General features: G+C 63.4%; 13 protein-coding genes. All 13 read right to left on the bottom strand.

Annotation, left to right across the window (positions count from 1 at the left end; translation table 11 throughout):
- Positions 1–3: 3 nt before the first annotated feature.
- Positions 4–1,299: an FAD-binding oxidoreductase gene (locus F455_RS0101905; protein ID WP_018971567.1), complete on the bottom strand. Its 1,296-nt coding sequence runs from the start codon at positions 1,297–1,299 to the stop codon at positions 4–6.
- A complete protein-coding gene (locus F455_RS0101900) occupies positions 1,299–2,714 on the bottom strand; it encodes a UbiA family prenyltransferase (RefSeq protein ID WP_018971566.1) in 1,416 nt (471 codons plus the stop codon). Before F455_RS0101900 ends, F455_RS0101905 begins: the two co-directional genes overlap by 1 nt.
- Positions 2,715–2,868: 154 nt before the next feature.
- Positions 2,869–4,143, bottom strand: a complete 1,275-nt coding sequence (locus F455_RS0101895; protein WP_018971565.1) for a hypothetical protein — start codon at positions 4,141–4,143, stop codon at positions 2,869–2,871.
- Positions 4,143–6,110, bottom strand: a complete 1,968-nt coding sequence (locus F455_RS0101890) for an acetoacetate--CoA ligase (protein ID WP_018971564.1) — start codon at positions 6,108–6,110, stop codon at positions 4,143–4,145. Before F455_RS0101890 ends, F455_RS0101895 begins: the two co-directional genes overlap by 1 nt.
- 205 nt (positions 6,111–6,315) lie before the next feature.
- Entirely contained in the window at positions 6,316–7,260 is a 945-nt protein-coding gene (locus F455_RS0101885; protein ID WP_018971563.1) for an electron transfer flavoprotein subunit alpha/FixB family protein, read from the bottom strand.
- Positions 7,260–8,006 (bottom strand): electron transfer flavoprotein subunit beta/FixA family protein, encoded by a 747-nt coding sequence (locus F455_RS0101880; protein WP_018971562.1) that lies wholly within the window; start codon positions 8,004–8,006, stop codon positions 7,260–7,262. Before F455_RS0101880 ends, F455_RS0101885 begins: the two co-directional genes overlap by 1 nt.
- A gap of 118 nt (positions 8,007–8,124) precedes the next feature.
- Complete coding sequence (locus F455_RS0101875; RefSeq protein WP_026292973.1) at positions 8,125–9,615, bottom strand: serine hydrolase; 1,491 nt, start codon at positions 9,613–9,615, stop codon at positions 8,125–8,127.
- A 147-nt stretch (positions 9,616–9,762) separates the two neighbouring features.
- Positions 9,763–10,146: a hypothetical protein gene (locus F455_RS21730; protein ID WP_018971559.1), complete on the bottom strand. Its 384-nt coding sequence runs from the start codon at positions 10,144–10,146 to the stop codon at positions 9,763–9,765.
- A 22-nt stretch (positions 10,147–10,168) separates the two neighbouring features.
- Positions 10,169–10,927 (bottom strand): LytR/AlgR family response regulator transcription factor, encoded by a 759-nt coding sequence (locus F455_RS0101865; protein WP_018971558.1) that lies wholly within the window; start codon positions 10,925–10,927, stop codon positions 10,169–10,171.
- On the bottom strand, positions 10,920–12,182 hold the full coding sequence (locus F455_RS0101860; protein ID WP_211212273.1) for a histidine kinase: 1,263 nt from the start codon (positions 12,180–12,182) through the stop codon (positions 10,920–10,922). The genes F455_RS0101865 and F455_RS0101860 overlap by 8 nt, the downstream gene beginning before the upstream one ends.
- A 170-nt stretch (positions 12,183–12,352) precedes the next feature.
- Positions 12,353–12,814, bottom strand: coding sequence for an EF-hand domain-containing protein (locus tag F455_RS19385; protein ID WP_018971556.1), 462 nt, complete (start codon positions 12,812–12,814; stop codon positions 12,353–12,355).
- Between the two features lie 172 nt (positions 12,815–12,986).
- The gene (locus F455_RS0101850) at positions 12,987–14,618 is read right to left on the bottom strand and encodes a serine hydrolase (protein WP_018971555.1); all 1,632 of its coding nucleotides are present in this window, start codon (positions 14,616–14,618) and stop codon (positions 12,987–12,989) included.
- A 118-nt stretch (positions 14,619–14,736) separates the two neighbouring features.
- Complete coding sequence (locus F455_RS0101845; protein ID WP_157578376.1) at positions 14,737–16,689, bottom strand: hypothetical protein; 1,953 nt, start codon at positions 16,687–16,689, stop codon at positions 14,737–14,739.
- Between the last annotated feature and the right edge of the window lie 153 nt (positions 16,690–16,842).

The following is a 16,842-nucleotide window of genomic DNA, read 5'->3' as shown; positions in this document are numbered from 1 at the left end:
AACTCATTCCATTACCCGACGCCAGAATCCGGAGGAAAACTTGGGGTCGATCCGCGGCAGCATGGATTGCCAGTGCGGAAAATATTGACGAAAACGCACGCCGCTCATGCGTGCGTCCTTGGCTGGATACACGGCGCCACCGGCTGCGGCGACGATGTCGTCGAGCCGGTCGAGCAGCGAGAACGTCGCTGCGCCGCGATTGGGGAAATCCAGCGCCAGCGTCGTGCCGGCGCGCGGGAATGAAAGTATACCTGCTGGCGCGCGATCGGCGAAGACCTTGAGCACTGCCAGGAACGAGCCGGTGCCGCTCGCCGCGATGCGCTTGAGCAATTCGGTGACCGCCGCTTCCGCTGCCGCCGGAGGCACCACGCACTGGTACTGCAGAAATCCGCGCGGGCCGTAAATGCGATTCCACTCGCCTACCGCGTCGAGCGGATAGAAGTACGGCTCGTAGTGCACTATCGCATTGCCTTCGCGCGCGCGGCGGAAGTACAGCTCGTTGAACGCGCGCAGGCTCAGGCCATTGATCAGCGAAAACGGCGGTGTGAACGGCACGGCGAGCCGGCGCTGCCGCGGCGTGCGCGTCGCAGCCGTGACCGGTGCGTGATTGGCACGGAAGAACAGGCCGCGACCGAAGCTGTCGCCGCTCGCGGCACAGTCGATCCAGGCGACGGTGTAGGCGTAGTCGCGTTCGGACTGCGCGGATAGGGCGAAGAATTCGCCGAGGTTGGCGAAGCGCCGCGTCTCCTGCGCCATCCATGGGCTGGCGATACGCAACAGGCGGAACTCTGCCCAGACGATGACGCCGGTCAGGCCGAGGCCGGCAATCGTCGCGCTATACAAATCCGCATGTTGCGTCGGACTGCACTCGATGCGCGTGCCGTCCGAGCGCAACAGCTCGAAGCGCAGCAGATGCTCGCCGAACGTGCCTGCGCCGTGATGATTCTTGCCGTGCACGTCGTTGGCGATCGCCCCGCCGACGGTGACGAAGCGCGTGCCCGGCGTCACCGGCAGGAACCAGCCCCGTGGCACGGCGAAGTCCAGAATATCGGCGAACAGCACGCCGGCCTCGCAACGCAGGATGCCGCTGGCCGGATCGAAGGCGATGTAGCGGTCGAGTCCGCGCGTGTGCAGAAGCGTGCCGCCATCATTGAGGCAGACGTCGCCGTAGCTGCGGCCGTTGCCATAAGGCAGCATATTGCCTTCAGTCGACGGCAGCGCGGCATCGCGCCAGTGCAGCGGCACGACGGCCTGCCGCGCATGCGGATAGCGGCCCCAGGATGTACCGATCGCAGACATCAGATCGCCGCGACGATCACGACAGCGCACAGCACGAGCACGACGCGGCTGACGTAATCGGTCAGCGCGAACACGATCGGATCGTCGTCCATCAAGCCGCGATGCGCCTTGAACCAGACGCGGCTGACCCAGTACAGCAGCAATGGGCACAGCAGCCACAGCACCTGCTGATGCCGATACAGCGCCTCGCTCGCGGCGCTGTTGATGTAGAGCGCGAGCACGAGCACGGCGAGATAGCCGCTGGAGCCGCCGAGCGAGGCGATGAGGCCGAGATCATCCACTTCATAGCCGCGTCCATCGGTGCGATCGCGGCCTTGCTGAACCAGGCTCTGCAGCTCGGTGTAGCGCTTGACCAGGGCCAGACTCAGGAATAGGAACATCGAGAAGGCCAGTAGCCAGAACGACAGCGCCGAGTGGATCGCCGCGGTGCCGGCGATGATGCGCAGCGTATACAGTGCGGCGAGCACGATGGTATCGAGCATCGCGATGCGCTTGAGGCGGAACGAATAGGCTAGCGTTAGCAGCCAGTAACCGAACAGCACGAGCGCGAATTTCGCCCCGACCGCGAGCGCCACCACGAATGCGGCGATCGTCAGCAGCGGCGCGGCGACGAGGCCCGATGCGAGCGGCAATGTGCCGGCTGCGAACGGGCGCAGGCGCTTGCGCGGATGATTGCGGTCGGACTCGAGATCAAGCAGATCGTTGAGCACATAGACGCCCGACGCACACAGGCCGAACGCGACGAAGGCGAGCAGCGACAGCAACGCCGCGTCGAACTGGAACAGCTTGTGCGCGGCGAGCAGCGGCAGGAACACGAGCAGATTCTTCAACCACTGGTGCAGGCGCAATGCCTTGAACCACACGCGCAAGCCACCGCCTTCACGCGGCAGTACCTCATCGACTTGGGTTACCGCGGCGGCACTGGCCGCGAGACCAGCGGAGGCGTTGACGACGATCGCGCGCCGTGCGGAACGCCACACTTTGAGATCCGGCGTGGCGTTGCCAGCATAGTCGAAGCCGCGTTCGCCGTAGCGTTCGACGAGTGCATGCGCCTTGTTCGCGCCGGCAAGATTGTGCTCGCCGTCGCTGGCAATCACCTCATCGAACACGCCGATGTGCGCGGCAACAGCCTCCGCGTATTTGCGGTCGGAAGCAGTGCAGAGCACGCGGTGCCGAGTCGACTCGCGCAGCCGCGCGACGACACGTTCGTCATAGGGCAGCAGGGCAACATCGATTTCGCTGCGTGCGGCGATCTCGCGTTTCATTGCCGCCTTGCCGCGCAGCAGCCAAACGCCGCAGCGCAGGATGTTGAGCGGATTGCGCCGCACGAGCCCGAGCGTCGACTCGATCAGCAGGTCAGAGCGGATCAAGGTGCCGTCGAGATCGACGCAGAGAGGAAAGGCCTGGTCGTGCATGCGCGCGAGGCGAAGTCGTGGGGTTCGTGCAATTCTAAACGACGATCGTGTGCCGGAGTGATTTCTGGCTTGAAGATCGCCGGATTCCGGCGAGAGTTGCGGTGGCCACTCCAGCGCTATCGATCCTGAGTGGCTGCGCGGCTGGCAGTAGCCTTCATTGCTCGAATGACGGCGGTTTGCGTGCCGGCAAACTCATTTGCCAATTCGGATTGATGGGGACTGTCACCGCCTCGCCGTTGTCGATCTGTCTTGCGAATTGCCCCCAGTTCTTGTTCTGCATGGGCGCACGCTGCAGCGAGGAATTTGCGTATACGACACTGGCGCCGAGCAAGAGCGTAAGCGTTGCGAGTCGAACGCCGGGACCGCGACGCAAAATCAGTGCAAGCGCGGCGGCCACACACCACCATATGAATATCTTGGTCGCGAAGAAGTAGCGGTCGCCGAAAACGATTTCCGTCCAGATCAGGGCCGGATTGTGGGCTTTGATGCCAGCGGCGAGAAAGCCGGCGAGAACGAATACAAGGATGCAGGCAAGGGTGGCACGGTCTCCGCCGGCAAGCGGAATCCAGATGAGGCTGGCCGCGACGACGATCGTCACGATCGCAAGGAAAACACTGTCCCACATCAGTCTGTGGCCGAAGAAATGGGATTGCAGCGCTGCGAACATGATATCGACACCGCCGATCCACTGCGCAAACGTGGCATGCGTATCCTCAGCACCGTTTCGCATCACCCACAACTGGACGAAGCTGCATAGCATCAGGATTCCGACGCCATAAGCAGCGGGCGAACGCAATCGCGACCACGGCGAGGAGGCACCACGCTGTCCGACGCGCCAGATCCAAAGCCAGCCGATCGCGGCGGCTGCAGAGGCGAACACGCAGAACGGACCGGTCAACCCGGCGAGGATAGTCGCCGCCCCCGCGCGCCAAGTGTTTGCCGGCGGCCTGCCATCGATGAAACGGCTGACCACGACGATTTCATAGAACTGGGTGAACCACTGCACGTTCGTCAGGGTTCCGAATACCTCGCCGTTTGTGGGCGTCAATGCGAAAGGTGCGAGTAGGAAGGCAAAGCCACCGAGGCCCAGGCGCATCTCGCGCAGGCTGGCGATGCTCGCCGCGCCAATGAGAAGGGCGGAGTAACTGTAGATGGCCGGTGCGTAGAAGGCCGAGAAGGCTGACGCGATCCATGCAACCGCGCGCGGAATCAGAAGCAGGTACCCCGCATAGGGCAGGAACAGTCGAGGAGCGCCGTGATGCAGTTGATCGGCGAAGAATACGCTCCCGTCCTCTGCCCAGAATTGCGGATGGACAAGGCTGTCCGGTGCGCGCAGGGCCAGAACGAGTGCCGATGCCGTGAAAGCCAGGAACCAGGCTGCCCAGTTTCGTCGGGCGAGCCAATCCTCCGCCCCAGCGATGGCTTCCATTACGAGGACATTTCCTGCAGTTGCGGGCGCAATGCCTCGAACAATTTCAGTGCTTGCGGGTTGGCCAGCGCATCGGTGTTCTTCACCGGCCGACCGTGAATCGTTTCGCGCACCGCGATCTCAGTGATCTTGCCCGAGATCGTGCGCGGGATGTCGGCCACTTGCAGGATCTTCGCTGGCACGTGACGCGGTGTCGTGTTCGTGCGGACCTGCTTCTTGATGCGTTCGCGCAGCGCATCGTCGAGGGTGAAGCCCTCGCGCAGGCGCACGAACAGAATCACACGCACGTCGCTGTCCCACTCCTGGCCGACCGCGATCGACTCGAGCACCTCGGGCAGCTGCTCGACCTGGCGGTAGATCTCAGCCGTGCCGATGCGCACGCCGCCCGGGTTGAGCACCGCGTCGGAGCGGCCGTAGATGACGATGCCGTCGTGCTCGGTCAATAAAGCATGGTCGCCGTGACACCAGACATTTTCCACTTTGGAAAAATAGGCATTTTTATACTTCGATCCGTCCGGGTCGTTCCAGAAGCCGACTGGCATGCACGGGAACGGCGCGGTGCAGGCGAGCTCGCCTTTCTCGCCGCGCAGCGGTTTGCCGTCGTCATCGAGTATCTCGACTTTCAATCCGAGGCCGCGGCATTGCAATTCGCCGCGGTACACCGGCAGCAGCGGGCTGCCGAGCGCGAAGCAGGAAATGATGTCGGTGCCGCCCGAGATCGAGGCGAGCAGCAGGCGCTCCTTCACGTCACGGTAAACATAGTCGAAGCTCTCGTCGGCGAGCGGCGAGCCGGTCGAGAGGATCGTCTTCAGCGTGATCAGCTTGTGCGATTCGCGCGGCTTGATTCCGGCCTTTTCGCTCGCCGCGATCCATTTCGCGCTCGTGCCGAATACGCTGATACCGACTTCGTCGATCAGGTCCCACAGCGCCGTCGCGTCGGGATGGGACGGCGAGCCGTCGTAGAGCACGAGTGTCGCGCCGACGGCGAGGCTCGACACGAGCCAGTTCCACATCATCCAGCCACAGGTGGTGTAATAAAAGATCTTGTCTTCGCGCTTGAGATCCGTGTGCAGCACGAGTTCCTTCAGGTGCTGGATCAGCGTGCCGCCGGCGCCGTGCACGATGCATTTCGGCACGCCGGTGGTGCCGGAGGAATACATCACGTAGAGCGGGTGGTCGAACGCCGTCGGTGTGAATTCGAGCTCGCGCGCTTCGTCGCCGAGGAAGTCCGACCAGGCGACTGCATTGGCGATGCCGTCGAGTTTGAGCGCCGCGCCCGAATATGGCACGACGACGAGCTTCTCGACCGAGGGAATCTGTGCGAGCACGTCGCGGATCTTGGCGAGACAGTCGAAGCTCTTGCCGCCGTACGGATAGGCGTCCGCCGTGAACAGCACCTTCGGCGCAATCTGGCCGAAGCGGTCGACGACGCCGTTGATGCCGAAGTCGGGCGAGCAAGACGACCAGGTTGCGCCGAGCGAAGTCGCCGCGAGCATCGCGATCACGGTTTCGGGGATGTTCGGCATGAAGCCGGCGACGCGATCGCCGGCAGCGACGCCGGCTTCGCGCAACGCATGCGCGAGCTTGCCGACTTCCTCGTGCAACTGCGCGTAGGTGAACTCGCGCTTGTGTCCCCATTCGTTGCGCGCAACCAGGGCGACACGGTCATCCTTGTAGCGCAGCAGGTTCTGGGCGAAGTTAAGGCGCACACCGGGAAACCAACGCGCGCCGGGCATCTTGTCGGCGTCGACGAGCACCTGGTCGAAGTCGCCCGAGGCGCGGATGCCGCAGAATTCCCACACGGCGCGCCAAAACGCCTCCGGCTGGCGGATCGAATAGTCGTAGAGGCTGTAGTGGTCCTCGACCTGCGCCTTGTGCTCGGTCTGCACGAAGCGGATGAAACGGGACAGGTTCGCGCGTTCGATGCGCTCCTTGCTCGGTTCCCAGATGGGGCGTTGGGTGTTCAAGCGACATTCCCTATGCAGTGGCCTGGCTGGCACCGATTATAAATCAGCGCAGGGAACCCTGGCGTCTCACATCATGTTGCCGAACGGTTTTTTCGCAGCGTACGCACGATCGAACGTGAACGCCGGACACAAGCCGCCGCGCCCACGCTTTGCCAGCAGTGGGCTTCGCGCGCCGTCCCGGGTTCTCGACCCGCGGCGGGATCGATCAACCCAACGCCGCTTCGAGTTCCGGAATGATCTTGAACAGGTCGCCGACGAGGCCGATGTCGGCGATCTCGAAGATTGGCGCCTCGGCGTCCTTGTTGATCGCGACGATCGTACCGGCGTCCTTGATTCCGGTCAGATGCTGGATCGCGCCGGAAATGCCGATCGCCATGTACAGTTGCGGTGCGATGATCTTGCCGGTCTGGCCGACCTGCAGGTCGCTCGGCACGTAGCCCGCATCGACCGCGGCGCGCGAGGCGCCTACGGCCGCGCCGAGCTTGTCGGCGAGCTTGAAGATGATCGCGAAGTTCTCCGCCGAACCGACGCCGCGACCGCCGGAGACGACCTTGGAGGCGCTCTGCAGATCCGGGCGTTCGCTCGACCCCTGCGCAAGTTCGACGAAGCGCGTGTGGCTCGGCAATTCGACGCCGACGGTGAGCGCCTCGATCGGCGCGTTGCCGCCATTCGCAGCGGCCGGCCACGACGCCGTACGCACGGTCGCGACGAGAATCTGGTCCGCCGGCGCTTGCACGGTGATGATCGCGTTGCCTGCGTAAATCGGGCGCGTGAATGTGTGCGCATCGACCACGCTTATGATGTCGCTGACTTGAGCTACCCCGAGCAACGCGGCGACGCGCGGCGCGACGTCCTTGCCGAACGTGGTCGACGGTGCGAGCACGTGGGTATAACCATTCTTCGCGGCTGCGACGATCTGCGGCGCATAGATCGCCGCGAGCGCATGCGCGTTCACCGGATTGGCAACTGTCAGGACTTTCGATACGCCCTGGATCTTGGCCGCTTCCGCGCCGATGGCGTCAGGCGTATCGGCGAGCACGAGGACGTCGATGCTGTCCGCTTTGATCGCCTGCGCGCAGCTCACGCAGCGTGCGGTGCTCGGATTGAGTTTGCCGTTCAGGTGTTCGGCAATAATCAGAACTTTGCTCATCACAGGAGTCCTTTGGTTTTCAGCGCCGCGACGAGTTCGGCGGCGTCCTTCACCATCACGCCCTTGCTGCGCTTGGCCGGCGGCGCGTAGTTCGTGGTCTTCAGCGTATCGCCCGAGGCGACGCCGAGATCGGCGAGTTGCAGCGTCTCCAGCGGCTTGGACTTGGCCTTCATGATGTCCGGCAGCTTGATGAAGCGCGGCTCGTTCAAGCGCAGGTCGGTGGTGATCACCGCAGGCAGATCGACTTCGATCGTTTCCAGGCCCGCGTCGACTTCGCGCGTGACCTTGGCCGCGTTGCCGGATACTTCGACCTTCGAGGCGAACGTCGCCTGCGGCCGGTCCCACAGCGCGGCGAGCATCTGCCCGGTCTGGTTGCAGTCGTCGTCGATCGCCTGCTTGCCGAGGATCACGATCTGCGGTTGTTCCTTCTCGATCAGCTTGAGAAACACGCGCGCCGCGGTGAGCGGCTGCACGGCATCTCCCGTGACGACATGGATCGCGCGGTTCGCGCCCATGGCGAGGCCGTTGCGCAGATGCGCCTGGGCGTCGGCCGGCGCGATCGTGGCGACGACGACTTCGCTCGCGATGCCTTTCTCCCGCAGGCGCAGCGCTTCTTCGAGCGCGATGTCGTCGAACGGGTTGGCCGACAGCTTGACGCCTTCCGTGACAACGCCGGAACCGTCCGGCTTGACCTGGATGCGCACGTTGTAATCGACGACGCGCTTGTAGCCGACAAGAATTTTCATCGAGTGCTGACTTCCCTGGTGGGTTCCGTACGCAGGCGTAGCGGAGGGGAAGGCGATTTTACCCGATTGGCTGGAGCAAAAGCTCCAAGGGCGCGTGTAGTGGCGGAACCGCGCGCCGCTATTCGGCAGGGCCGGATCCGAGAGCCTTCAGGCGCTCCGCGGCATTCCGATTTTTGGGATTCAATGCCAGTGACCGCCTGTAGTTGTCGATGGCCAGGCTCTGCTCGCCGAGTCCTTCGTACGCGTCGGCCAAGCTGTCGTAGGTGTTGGCGCTCTGCGGGAACAGAACGACATTCAGTTTGAATATTTCCAGGGCCTGAGCCTGCCGCCCCTGTCCGCGCAGCCTGTATCCCCAGGCGTTGACATCTTCCTCGCGCAACTGATTCTTTGCCGCCGCGTGTCGGGAATCGTTGACGATGTCGAGGGCATGGTCGAAGCCTGCCTTCGTCAACTCGCCTTCGAGCTCGCGGATGAGGCGGGGTACGCCGAAGCCAACCGCATCGCGGATGTCCGCAACGAAATAGCCGGCCACCTCGTCGACGAAGGCCTCGGGATGGGAACCCTGCAAGTTGGTCAGAATCACCACGGACAGATCGTCGTCCGGGTAGATGAAAAACGCGGACCAATTTCCTCCGATCGGCGCCACGGCTTTGTGCGCGGTACGGACGATCACCGGCCAGCCCAACGCGTAGCCGTTCAGGGGCCCTCCAAAACCGCCATGGGATCCGTTGTTGAGTACGCCGGGCGTCCACATCGTGCTCAGACTGCCTTCCTTTCTTAGCAATCGCCCGTGCTGGAGAGCGATGATCCAGTTGGCGACTTGCTCGGCAGAAGTGTTGATCCCGTTCGCGGGCAGTAGGGCAGGCACCGATTCGTAGAAAATATTCATCGGCACGTCCGCATCGCCGTTGCCGGTGGCGATGCGCTGCAGCGTATAAGGCTGGGCTCGATCCTTGATGATGTCCGAGAAGCCGCCGAATTGGGTGTTTCGCATATCGGCGACATCGAATTGCCTGCGAGTCACGAACTGCACGAACGGTTGGCCGCCGGCTTTTTCGATGATTTTGCCGAGAAGCAGATAATTCGTCTGGTTGTAGCTGAATCTCTCCCCGCGAGCGAATTCCATAGGCAAGGTATTGGCTTCGCTGACAAAGGCCTCCGGGTCGCTGTCCCGCACGAGTTTTCCGCTCTTTTGATCAACGATGTCGGGTATGCCGGAAACGTGCGTCAGCAGCTGGCGCAGCGTCACCGGCCGCCACGACAGGGGGAGGTTGTCGAGGTATCGCGAAACCGGTGCATCGAGATCCAGCTTTCCTTCCTCCACGAGTTGCATGACAGCCACCCCGGTAAAGGCCTTGGTGATGGATGCAATCGAAAACGGCGTTCTCGGGGTCACAGGAATGGAATGTTGGACATCCGCGAGGCCATAGGCGCGCGTCAGGACCAGCTTCCCGTGCTGGACTACGGCCACCTGCATCCCGGGGATGTGGCGTTCCCGCATTTCTTTCTGCACGAAGGCATCTATCCTGCCGCGCTCGTGCGTGGTTGAGGGCTGGCCGAAGGCAGTCGATGCGAACAGCATTGTTGCGAGGAGCGAAGCCAGGCGCATGAGTCGTAACCTTTTGGAAAAGAATGGCCGACTCGATCCCTTTCCGGCTACTGCGAGCGGCATCACATGCCGAACCCTGTTCGCGGAACAGGCAAGCCGCGTGGCTGCTGCTGCGGTGAGCTATCGGGCGCGCATCCGGTTTGCCGCCTATCCGCCTTGCGTTGCCGTTGCGCAATACGGGGGCGTCGGCATCGTACGCGCGACGCAGTGCTTGTAGCTGGCGGGCAGGCCGCTAAGCGACTTTGACTCGCCCTTGGCAAGGGTGAAATCCGCGATGCGGTGCGTCGTGCAGGTGCTTGCGCGCGCATCCTTGCCGTCGTCGTGGCAGTCGCTCGTGAACACCGCGTAGTAGCAATGTCCGCTCGCGCTCTCGTTGCAGGCGAATTGGGTAATGCCCGGCGTCGATTCGCGAATGGCCGAGTCGAGCACATCGACGCCGTTGACCGTCGTCGTGGTGATCGAGGTGCTGGGCGCATAGTTGCAACCGGCGAGGATCAGGGGCAGCGTGGCGATGAAGGCTATCGGGCGCATGGTCGGATCTCGGTAGGGAGCGTTACATCGAACGGAACAGGGTCATGAACGGCTGACTCACGGTCAGCGTCTCCGGCCGCGTCTTCAGCTTCACCGTGCCGCGGCCGGTGTCGTCGCGCACGATCGAGGCGATCGCCTTGAGGTTGACGATGGTCGCGCGGTGGATCTGCTTGAACACGGTCGGATCGAGCAGGCCGAGCAGCTCGCGGATCGGCGTGCGCAGCAGTGCTTCGCCGTCCTTGGTCATCACGACTGTGTACTTGTTGTCAGCCTGGAAATAGGCCACGTCGTCGACCAGGATCAGCTTGGTTTCCTTGCCCGTGCTCGCGGTGATCCAGACCAGCGGCGGCTTGTCGGCCACGTGTGGCACGATGCCGAGCTGGCGGATGACCGCAGCAAGCGCGCCCGCGTCGCTTGCACTGCGTGCCTGCAGGCGCGCGACCGTTGCGGCGAGGCGATCGCGCGCGATCGGTTTCAACAGGTAATCGACCGCACCCTTGTCGAAGGCATCGATCGCGTACTGGTTGTAAGCAGTGACGAAGACGATCTGCGTTTGCGGACTCGCGTCGGCGCTGGCCGCGGCGACTTCGAGCCCGGTCAGCCCCGGCATGCGGATGTCGAGAAAAGCAACATCGGGCTGATGCTCGGCGATTGCTTCCAGCGCCTCGCCGCCGTCCTCGCACTCGGCGACGATGTCGAGCTGCGGCCAGACTTCGCGCAGCAGGCCGACAAGCGACTCGCGCAGCAGCGGTTCGTCTTCGGCGACGACGCACTTAGGCATGGTTCGCTCCCGTTGCGGCGGCGTCCGTCGAAATCGGCACCGTGATCGTCGCCGCGACACCGTTGGGGAAATTTGCCGCGATCACGAACGATGCCGCCGTGCCGTAGGCGAGCTTCAGGCGTTCGCGCACGTTCTTCAGGCCGATGCCCGTGCCGCTCGATTGCGCGTTGAAACCCTGGCCGTCATCGGCGACGGTGACGGTGAGCTGGCCCGCGTTCTCGCGCGCGAGAATCCAGATCGTGCCGCCGCCGTACTTCGGTTCGAGGCCGTGCTTGATCGCGTTCTCGACCAGGGTTTGCAGCATCATTGCCGGGAACGCTGCCGACTTGAGGCTTTCCGGCACTTCGATCTGCAGCTTGAGCCGATCGCCCATGCGGATGCGCAGGATTTCCAGATAGGCGCGCGAGCGCTCGAGTTCCTCGCCGAGCGTGGACGGCGCGTTCTCGGGGCGCGGCATCGAAGAGCGCAGGTAGGCGATGAGGTTGCCGAGCATTTCGTCGGCACGCGCGGGATCGGTGCGCGTGAGGATCTGCGCGTTCGCCAGGGTGTTGTAGAGAAAATGCGGTTCGATCTGCGCGTGCAGCAGATTGAGCTTGGCCACGGCGAGTTCCTTCTCCGTGCTGGTCTGCTGCGCGCTGGCCTGCTCGCCGCGCCGGCGCTCGGCGATGCGGCGCGTGATCGCGCGCGTCAGCGCTTCCGCGTTTTCGAGGTTAGAGCCGTCGTCGAACTGCAGCCAGTCACTGAAGATGCCGCCTGCTGCCTCGCAGATCAGCAGCGCGCTGCTGGTGCCGTTCGCCGGCGTCAGCGTGGCGAGAATCTGGTGGCGGCGCACGACGAGGAAACCGAAGTCGATGCCGGCGAACATGTAGGCCTTGGGCGCGACCGGCTTTTCGATGTGCGCGCGCAGGTTGAGGCTGTCGCGAGTGCTTTCGTCGATGCTGATGTTCGGCAGTTCGCGGATCGAGGCATCCACGATCGCGAATGCTTCGGCGGTGTCGAACGGAATCTCGATCTGGCGGCGTTGGCGCTGGCTCAGCGCGTCCGCATCGATGCGTCCCTTGATCAGCTGCACACGGCGCAGATGCGCGATCGCGTGGATGACCTTCGCCGTCACGAAGCCGATGACCGCGACGGCGAACAGCCAGTCGAGAGGACGGATGTGCGGAAAGCCGACGATGTGCCAGAGTGCCGTCACGGCCAATGCCGCGATGAACCAGACTAGCGCCGTGCGCCCGATGAAGAGAAGACCTGCCATGACCGCGAAGTTCCATCGAAACCGATTGGGGCGCAGCATAGCCGCGCACATCGCGGATGTAATGCGGTCTGCGACGAAACCGCGATCGCTTGTGACAAACCCATTGTTTGACGGAGTGAAAAAAGGGCCGCTTGCGCGGCCCCAGGCTGAAACCGTTTTCCGCGTGCCGCTTATTTAGGCTGCGCGCCGTCCTTCTTCGCCCAGCGACCGGCCGGCACCTCGTCGGAGGTGATGAAGCCGTCGCCGTTCTTGTCGAGCTTGGCAAAGCGGGCCTGCGCGGCGGCGAGGTACTGGTCCTTGGTGATCGTGCCGTCGCTGCCGACCTTGGCCACTTCGCGATCGGCGAACTTCTCGCCGCGTTCGCCAGCGCCGTGCGCGGCGGCGATCTGCGCAGCCGTGATCTTGCCGGCGCCTTGCGTGTCAATGGCTGCGAAGCGCGCCGCGGCTGCGGCCTGGAATTCCGCCGACGAGATCTTGCCGTCGCTGTCGCTGTCCATCTTCTTCAGCATGTGCGCGAACGGTGAGGGGTGCGTGGCGGCCGTGGCGGTGTTCGTGCCGTTCGATTGCGCGAATGCAGCGAACGGCGCCGCGGCCAGTGCGGCGAGCAGGGCGAAAAAGAGGGTGCGTGACATGGTGTTCTCCGTTGTGGGAAAGGGTGGCTATGGCCACAGCGGATACAACGCCGCCTCGCGCAAGCCGTTTACTGTGGCGCGGTAAACGAACGTTAGCGAGTGCGGGATTCTTTGTGCAGCGTGCTGCGCCGGCGAGCAGCGGACCTCCGTGAGCAGCGCGTCGCTGCCTCCGTCACGGCTGCGGCCGGCGCGCGCTGCGGAACACGCCGAGGCCTTTTTCGTCTCCCGCATTCATGTACTCGATCGTCATCGTGCCGTCGGCGAACGCGACCGTCGAGCGCGAACCGGGCATCGCGCTTTCGCCGGGCGGGGTCATCAGGAATTCGTCCCCGGACCAGTGGCTCAGGTCGAAGGTCATGTTCTGCGGGCCGATGCGCAGCTTGAGCGCACTGCCGGCGACGAGAATTTCTGCCGGTCCATAGAAGTCGCTCGCGTAGCTGCCGGCATAGCGCGCGAGCGGCTGTGCGGGTACGGCGTCGGCCGGCGGCGCGGGACAATCGAATCCGCCGTCGAGCTTCGGCGCGCAGGCATGCTCGCCGGTCGGCGCGAGGATTCCCTTGAACGCGCCCGCATACAACTCGTCCCACGGCAGGGTGATGCGGCCAAACTGGACGAGGTCGGCGAATTCGGCGTTCAAGGTTTCCGGCGCGCCGGTCGGCAACGCGTTGGTCAGCGTGACGATGCCGATGTTGGCCGACGGAATCAGCGTGTACGCCGTCGCCGCGCCGAGCGCGAACGCGCCCGAGTGCGTCAGCACGACGCGACCCGCGCCGGACTCGCCGACGTTGAAGCCGTAGCCATAGAACGACGCGCGCGAGCGCGGATTCGGCGGTGCGGCGGCAACGACCTGCGGCGAGATCGCCGACAGCAACGCCGCACCCGCGATCAGTTGCGTGCCGTTCGCGCAGCCGTTGGCGAGCACCATGTTCATCCAGCGCGCGACATCGTTGATGCTGGAACTGACGCCGCCCGCGGGCGACTGCGCGTCGGGATCGCGCTGCGACGGCGTGACGACGAAGCGGCTGCCGTCCTTGACATGGCCGACCGCGCGGTTCGCACGCGCGAGGAAATCGGCGTAGCGCGAACTGGTCGAGTTCATTCCGAGCGGCGCATACAGCGCCTGCTGCGACAGCGTGGCCCAGTCGCTGCCGCTCGCGGCGGCGACCGCTGCGGCCGCGGCGGTCATGCCGAAATTCGTGTAGGCGTAGTGCGCGCGGAACGGCGCGAGCGGTGCGTAGCGCAGCTTGTCGAGCATCTGCGCACGATTGAAGCCGAGATCTTCGAGGAAATCGGCGATGTGTTCGGGCAGGCCCGAGCGGTGCGCGTACAGATCGCCGAGGGTGACGTTGTTCGTCGCATACCACTCCGACAATTTGAATGCCGGCATCAGTTTCTGCATGCGCGTGTCCCAGGCGACCACGCCGGCGCCGACCTGGTGCGCGACCACGGTCGCGCCGATCGATTTGGACATCGAGGCGAGCTGGAACACTGTGTCGGCATCGACTGGCACGCCGGTGTCGAGGCTGCGCACGCCGTAGCCTTTTGCAAATACGGTCTTGCCGTCGCGCACGACGGCGACAGCCATGCCGGGGACGCCGCTCGAAGTCATCAGCTTCTGCGCGAGCGCATCGACCTGACCGACGGCGGCATCGATCTGCGCTGCGGGTATGTCGATGCCGGAAAACTCGTTCGGAACCACAGGAGAATCGGCCGCGCAGGCCACAGCCTGTGCATCCGCGTGGGCGAGGTTCGCGCAGCCAGTGGCTGCGAGCGCTATCGCCGCCACGCATGTGATACGCAGCATGCCGGCGCGGAAAGTCTGTGTTCGGCAAGCCGAAGTGAGTAGGGTGATCATAGTTTTTTCTGCGGTGAAAATGAGATGGGGATCTTGTCAGCGCGATCGAGAGCGCTGTTCGCGGCCCTCAATACGTCATCGCCGTGTTGCGATTCCAGAATTCCTCGCGGCGCAGATCGAGCCGCTCACGTGCGATGTGGTCGGCGATCTCTTTTTGCATGGAGGCTGCTTCCGCCTCGGACAGCTCCTGTCCCTTGCTGCGATAGATGTGGTGTCCGAGGGCGGCGATCTGCTCGACCGTCAACGCCGACGCGCTGGTGACGTACAAATTGGCGAGTTGTTGGAATGATGGCTTCAGGGTCGGATCGACGAGGCGGAAGGCGAGCCTCAGGCTGCCTGCCGATTGCAGGCCGGCATCGCCGTCGTTGGTCCACAAGCCGGACAGGCGCGAAGTCACATCGATGAAGCAGAGCGCGTGTCCGTCGAAGTATTTCTCGACAGTGAAATTGTCGTAGATGCCCCAGCCAGCGGGGACAATCGTTTGGTAACTATTTCCAGCCACACTCTGGCTATTGTCCGCGAATACGAATCCGAGGGCGGCAACAAACAGTCCTGCCGTGCAGAAGTTGCCCGCATAGGCGAAGTCGCAAGCATGCAACACCACCTTGACTATCGGATTGCTGGCGGGGAACGCGATTTTGAAATCAACCCCATTCAATATCGGTTGATCTCCACCATGATAATTGGTGCAAGTATTTATGGTGCGCCATTCATAACCGGCATTGAAAGTGAAATCGATGGAAATTCCGGTCAGGTGGCCATCGGGAACGGCGGGAGGGGGAGGAACATCGGGGAATGGATGGCCCGACGGAAACGGGACCACGGGAACTTGGACGTAGTCGTTGTGGCCGTTGTTGTGTTCCTCCCAAAAGAAGCCGATGTCGTGGCCCTCCGGGACGCCATGCGGGCCGGACCAGAGCACGCGATCGAGGACGACAGGCGGCAGGGGGACGGGAACGTTCAATGGGTCCAGTGGATATTTCGCCCAGATGTGCAGGAAATCCGCCACCGTGATCGTCAGCTGGCTGTTCTTATCGTTTTGTACATTCTTGTCGGACCACTGCAGGCACTTCAACGCCGCGTGGGCGTTGCGGTAGCTGTCGTCGAAATCCGCCGGGTACCATTCGGCGAAGCTTGTCGAGCGTCGCGCTTGGTAGTCCTGCTCGAAGCCGTCGAGTGCCGCCTGCAGCGTCGTCGAAGCGTAGGCATAGCAGTCGAACGCCAAATTAGGATTCTTCGTGTCCTGCTTAAGCGCGGCCTGCCAAAGACCGAGGAAGGTATTCAGGTCCGTCGCTGCAAACCCGTACTGGTCGCCATGCAGCAACACGTCGTGGAGCACGCCAAAGTACAGATTGGTCGCTTGCACGTAAAATGGCAGCATGGTCCAAGCGGGAACCGTCGAGTTCAGGCCGCCGAACGTGCGCAGATTGGTCTCCATGAATTTCTGAACGTCGTTGGCCCGGCGCTGGATGTCTCTCTGCTCCGCCTCGATGTTGGCGGCGCGCGCAGGATCCGACACCGGCTGCGCGAGATACCGGGTCAAGTTGCGCACGTGCATTTGGTAGCCGTCGAGGCCATAGATCAGGTCCTTCAGCGACGCGATCTCGTTCTTGGCCAAGCTCTGGTAGAGGTCGTTGAATGCGGTCGAGATTGATTGGTCGATCAGCGCTTGCACCTTGTCCTTGATCAACTTCCAGATATCGTCGGCGGTCTGGCCCGGCGTGGGCGAGGATTGCGGCCAGAGCCAGCTGAGCAACCCGCCGATCACGATGGCGAACGGCGCGATTTCCGGATTGATCGCGGCGAACGAGACGATCGAGTCAATGACAATCTTGCTGCCGGTCCAGGGATCGGCGACTGCAGGAACGTAGTCCGCTCGCGGATTGACGCGTGGCGGTTGGTCGAGACAGGGTGCGCGCGCGCCACCCTGCGTGGGTGTCAGCTCACGGCCGCAACTGCCGCGCAGAGACGGCGATACGGCCAAGGCGCGATTCATCGCCCATGGCGCGCCGATGCTCATCAATGCGCCGAGCGAGATGCGCCGGAGTACTTCGCGGCGACTCAGCGTCAGGTTCTTCACATCATGCTGTGGAGGCGCAGGCGCGTGAGCCATGACGTAATTTCTTCTGTGGGGAGGGACACAGCGTGAGTATGCCGCTGCAATCCTAAGAAA

The sequence above is a fragment of the Rudaea cellulosilytica DSM 22992 genome (assembly GCF_000378125.1).
GTDB lineage: Bacteria > Pseudomonadota > Gammaproteobacteria > Xanthomonadales > Rhodanobacteraceae > Rudaea > Rudaea cellulosilytica.
The sequence above is the reverse complement of the archived record's forward strand: the minus strand, read 5'-3'. Positions and strand labels throughout refer to the sequence as shown.

Excerpts from the sequence above, each read along its gene's own strand:
- F455_RS0101880 (WP_018971562.1), bottom strand. The coding sequence starts at position 8,006 with ATGAAAATTCTTGTCGGCTACAAGCGCGTCGTCGATTACAACGTGCGC.
- F455_RS19385 (WP_018971556.1), bottom strand. The coding sequence starts at position 12,814 with ATGTCACGCACCCTCTTTTTCGCCCTGCTCGCCGCACTGGCCGCGGCG.
- F455_RS0101875 (WP_026292973.1), bottom strand. The coding sequence starts at position 9,615 with ATGCGCCTGGCTTCGCTCCTCGCAACAATGCTGTTCGCATCGACTGCC.
- F455_RS0101850 (WP_018971555.1), bottom strand. The coding sequence starts at position 14,618 with ATGCTGCGTATCACATGCGTGGCGGCGATAGCGCTCGCAGCCACTGGC.
- F455_RS0101865 (WP_018971558.1), bottom strand. The coding sequence starts at position 10,927 with ATGCCTAAGTGCGTCGTCGCCGAAGACGAACCGCTGCTGCGCGAGTCG.
- F455_RS0101905 (WP_018971567.1), bottom strand. The coding sequence starts at position 1,299 with ATGTCTGCGATCGGTACATCCTGGGGCCGCTATCCGCATGCGCGGCAG.
- F455_RS0101895 (WP_018971565.1), bottom strand. The coding sequence starts at position 4,143 with ATGGAAGCCATCGCTGGGGCGGAGGATTGGCTCGCCCGACGAAACTGG.
- F455_RS0101845 (WP_157578376.1), bottom strand. The coding sequence starts at position 16,689 with ATGAGCATCGGCGCGCCATGGGCGATGAATCGCGCCTTGGCCGTATCG.
- F455_RS0101885 (WP_018971563.1), bottom strand. The coding sequence starts at position 7,260 with ATGAGCAAAGTTCTGATTATTGCCGAACACCTGAACGGCAAACTCAAT.
- F455_RS0101900 (WP_018971566.1), bottom strand. The coding sequence starts at position 2,714 with ATGCACGACCAGGCCTTTCCTCTCTGCGTCGATCTCGACGGCACCTTG.
- F455_RS21730 (WP_018971559.1), bottom strand. The coding sequence starts at position 10,146 with ATGCGCCCGATAGCCTTCATCGCCACGCTGCCCCTGATCCTCGCCGGT.
- F455_RS0101860 (WP_211212273.1), bottom strand. The coding sequence starts at position 12,182 with ATGGCAGGTCTTCTCTTCATCGGGCGCACGGCGCTAGTCTGGTTCATC.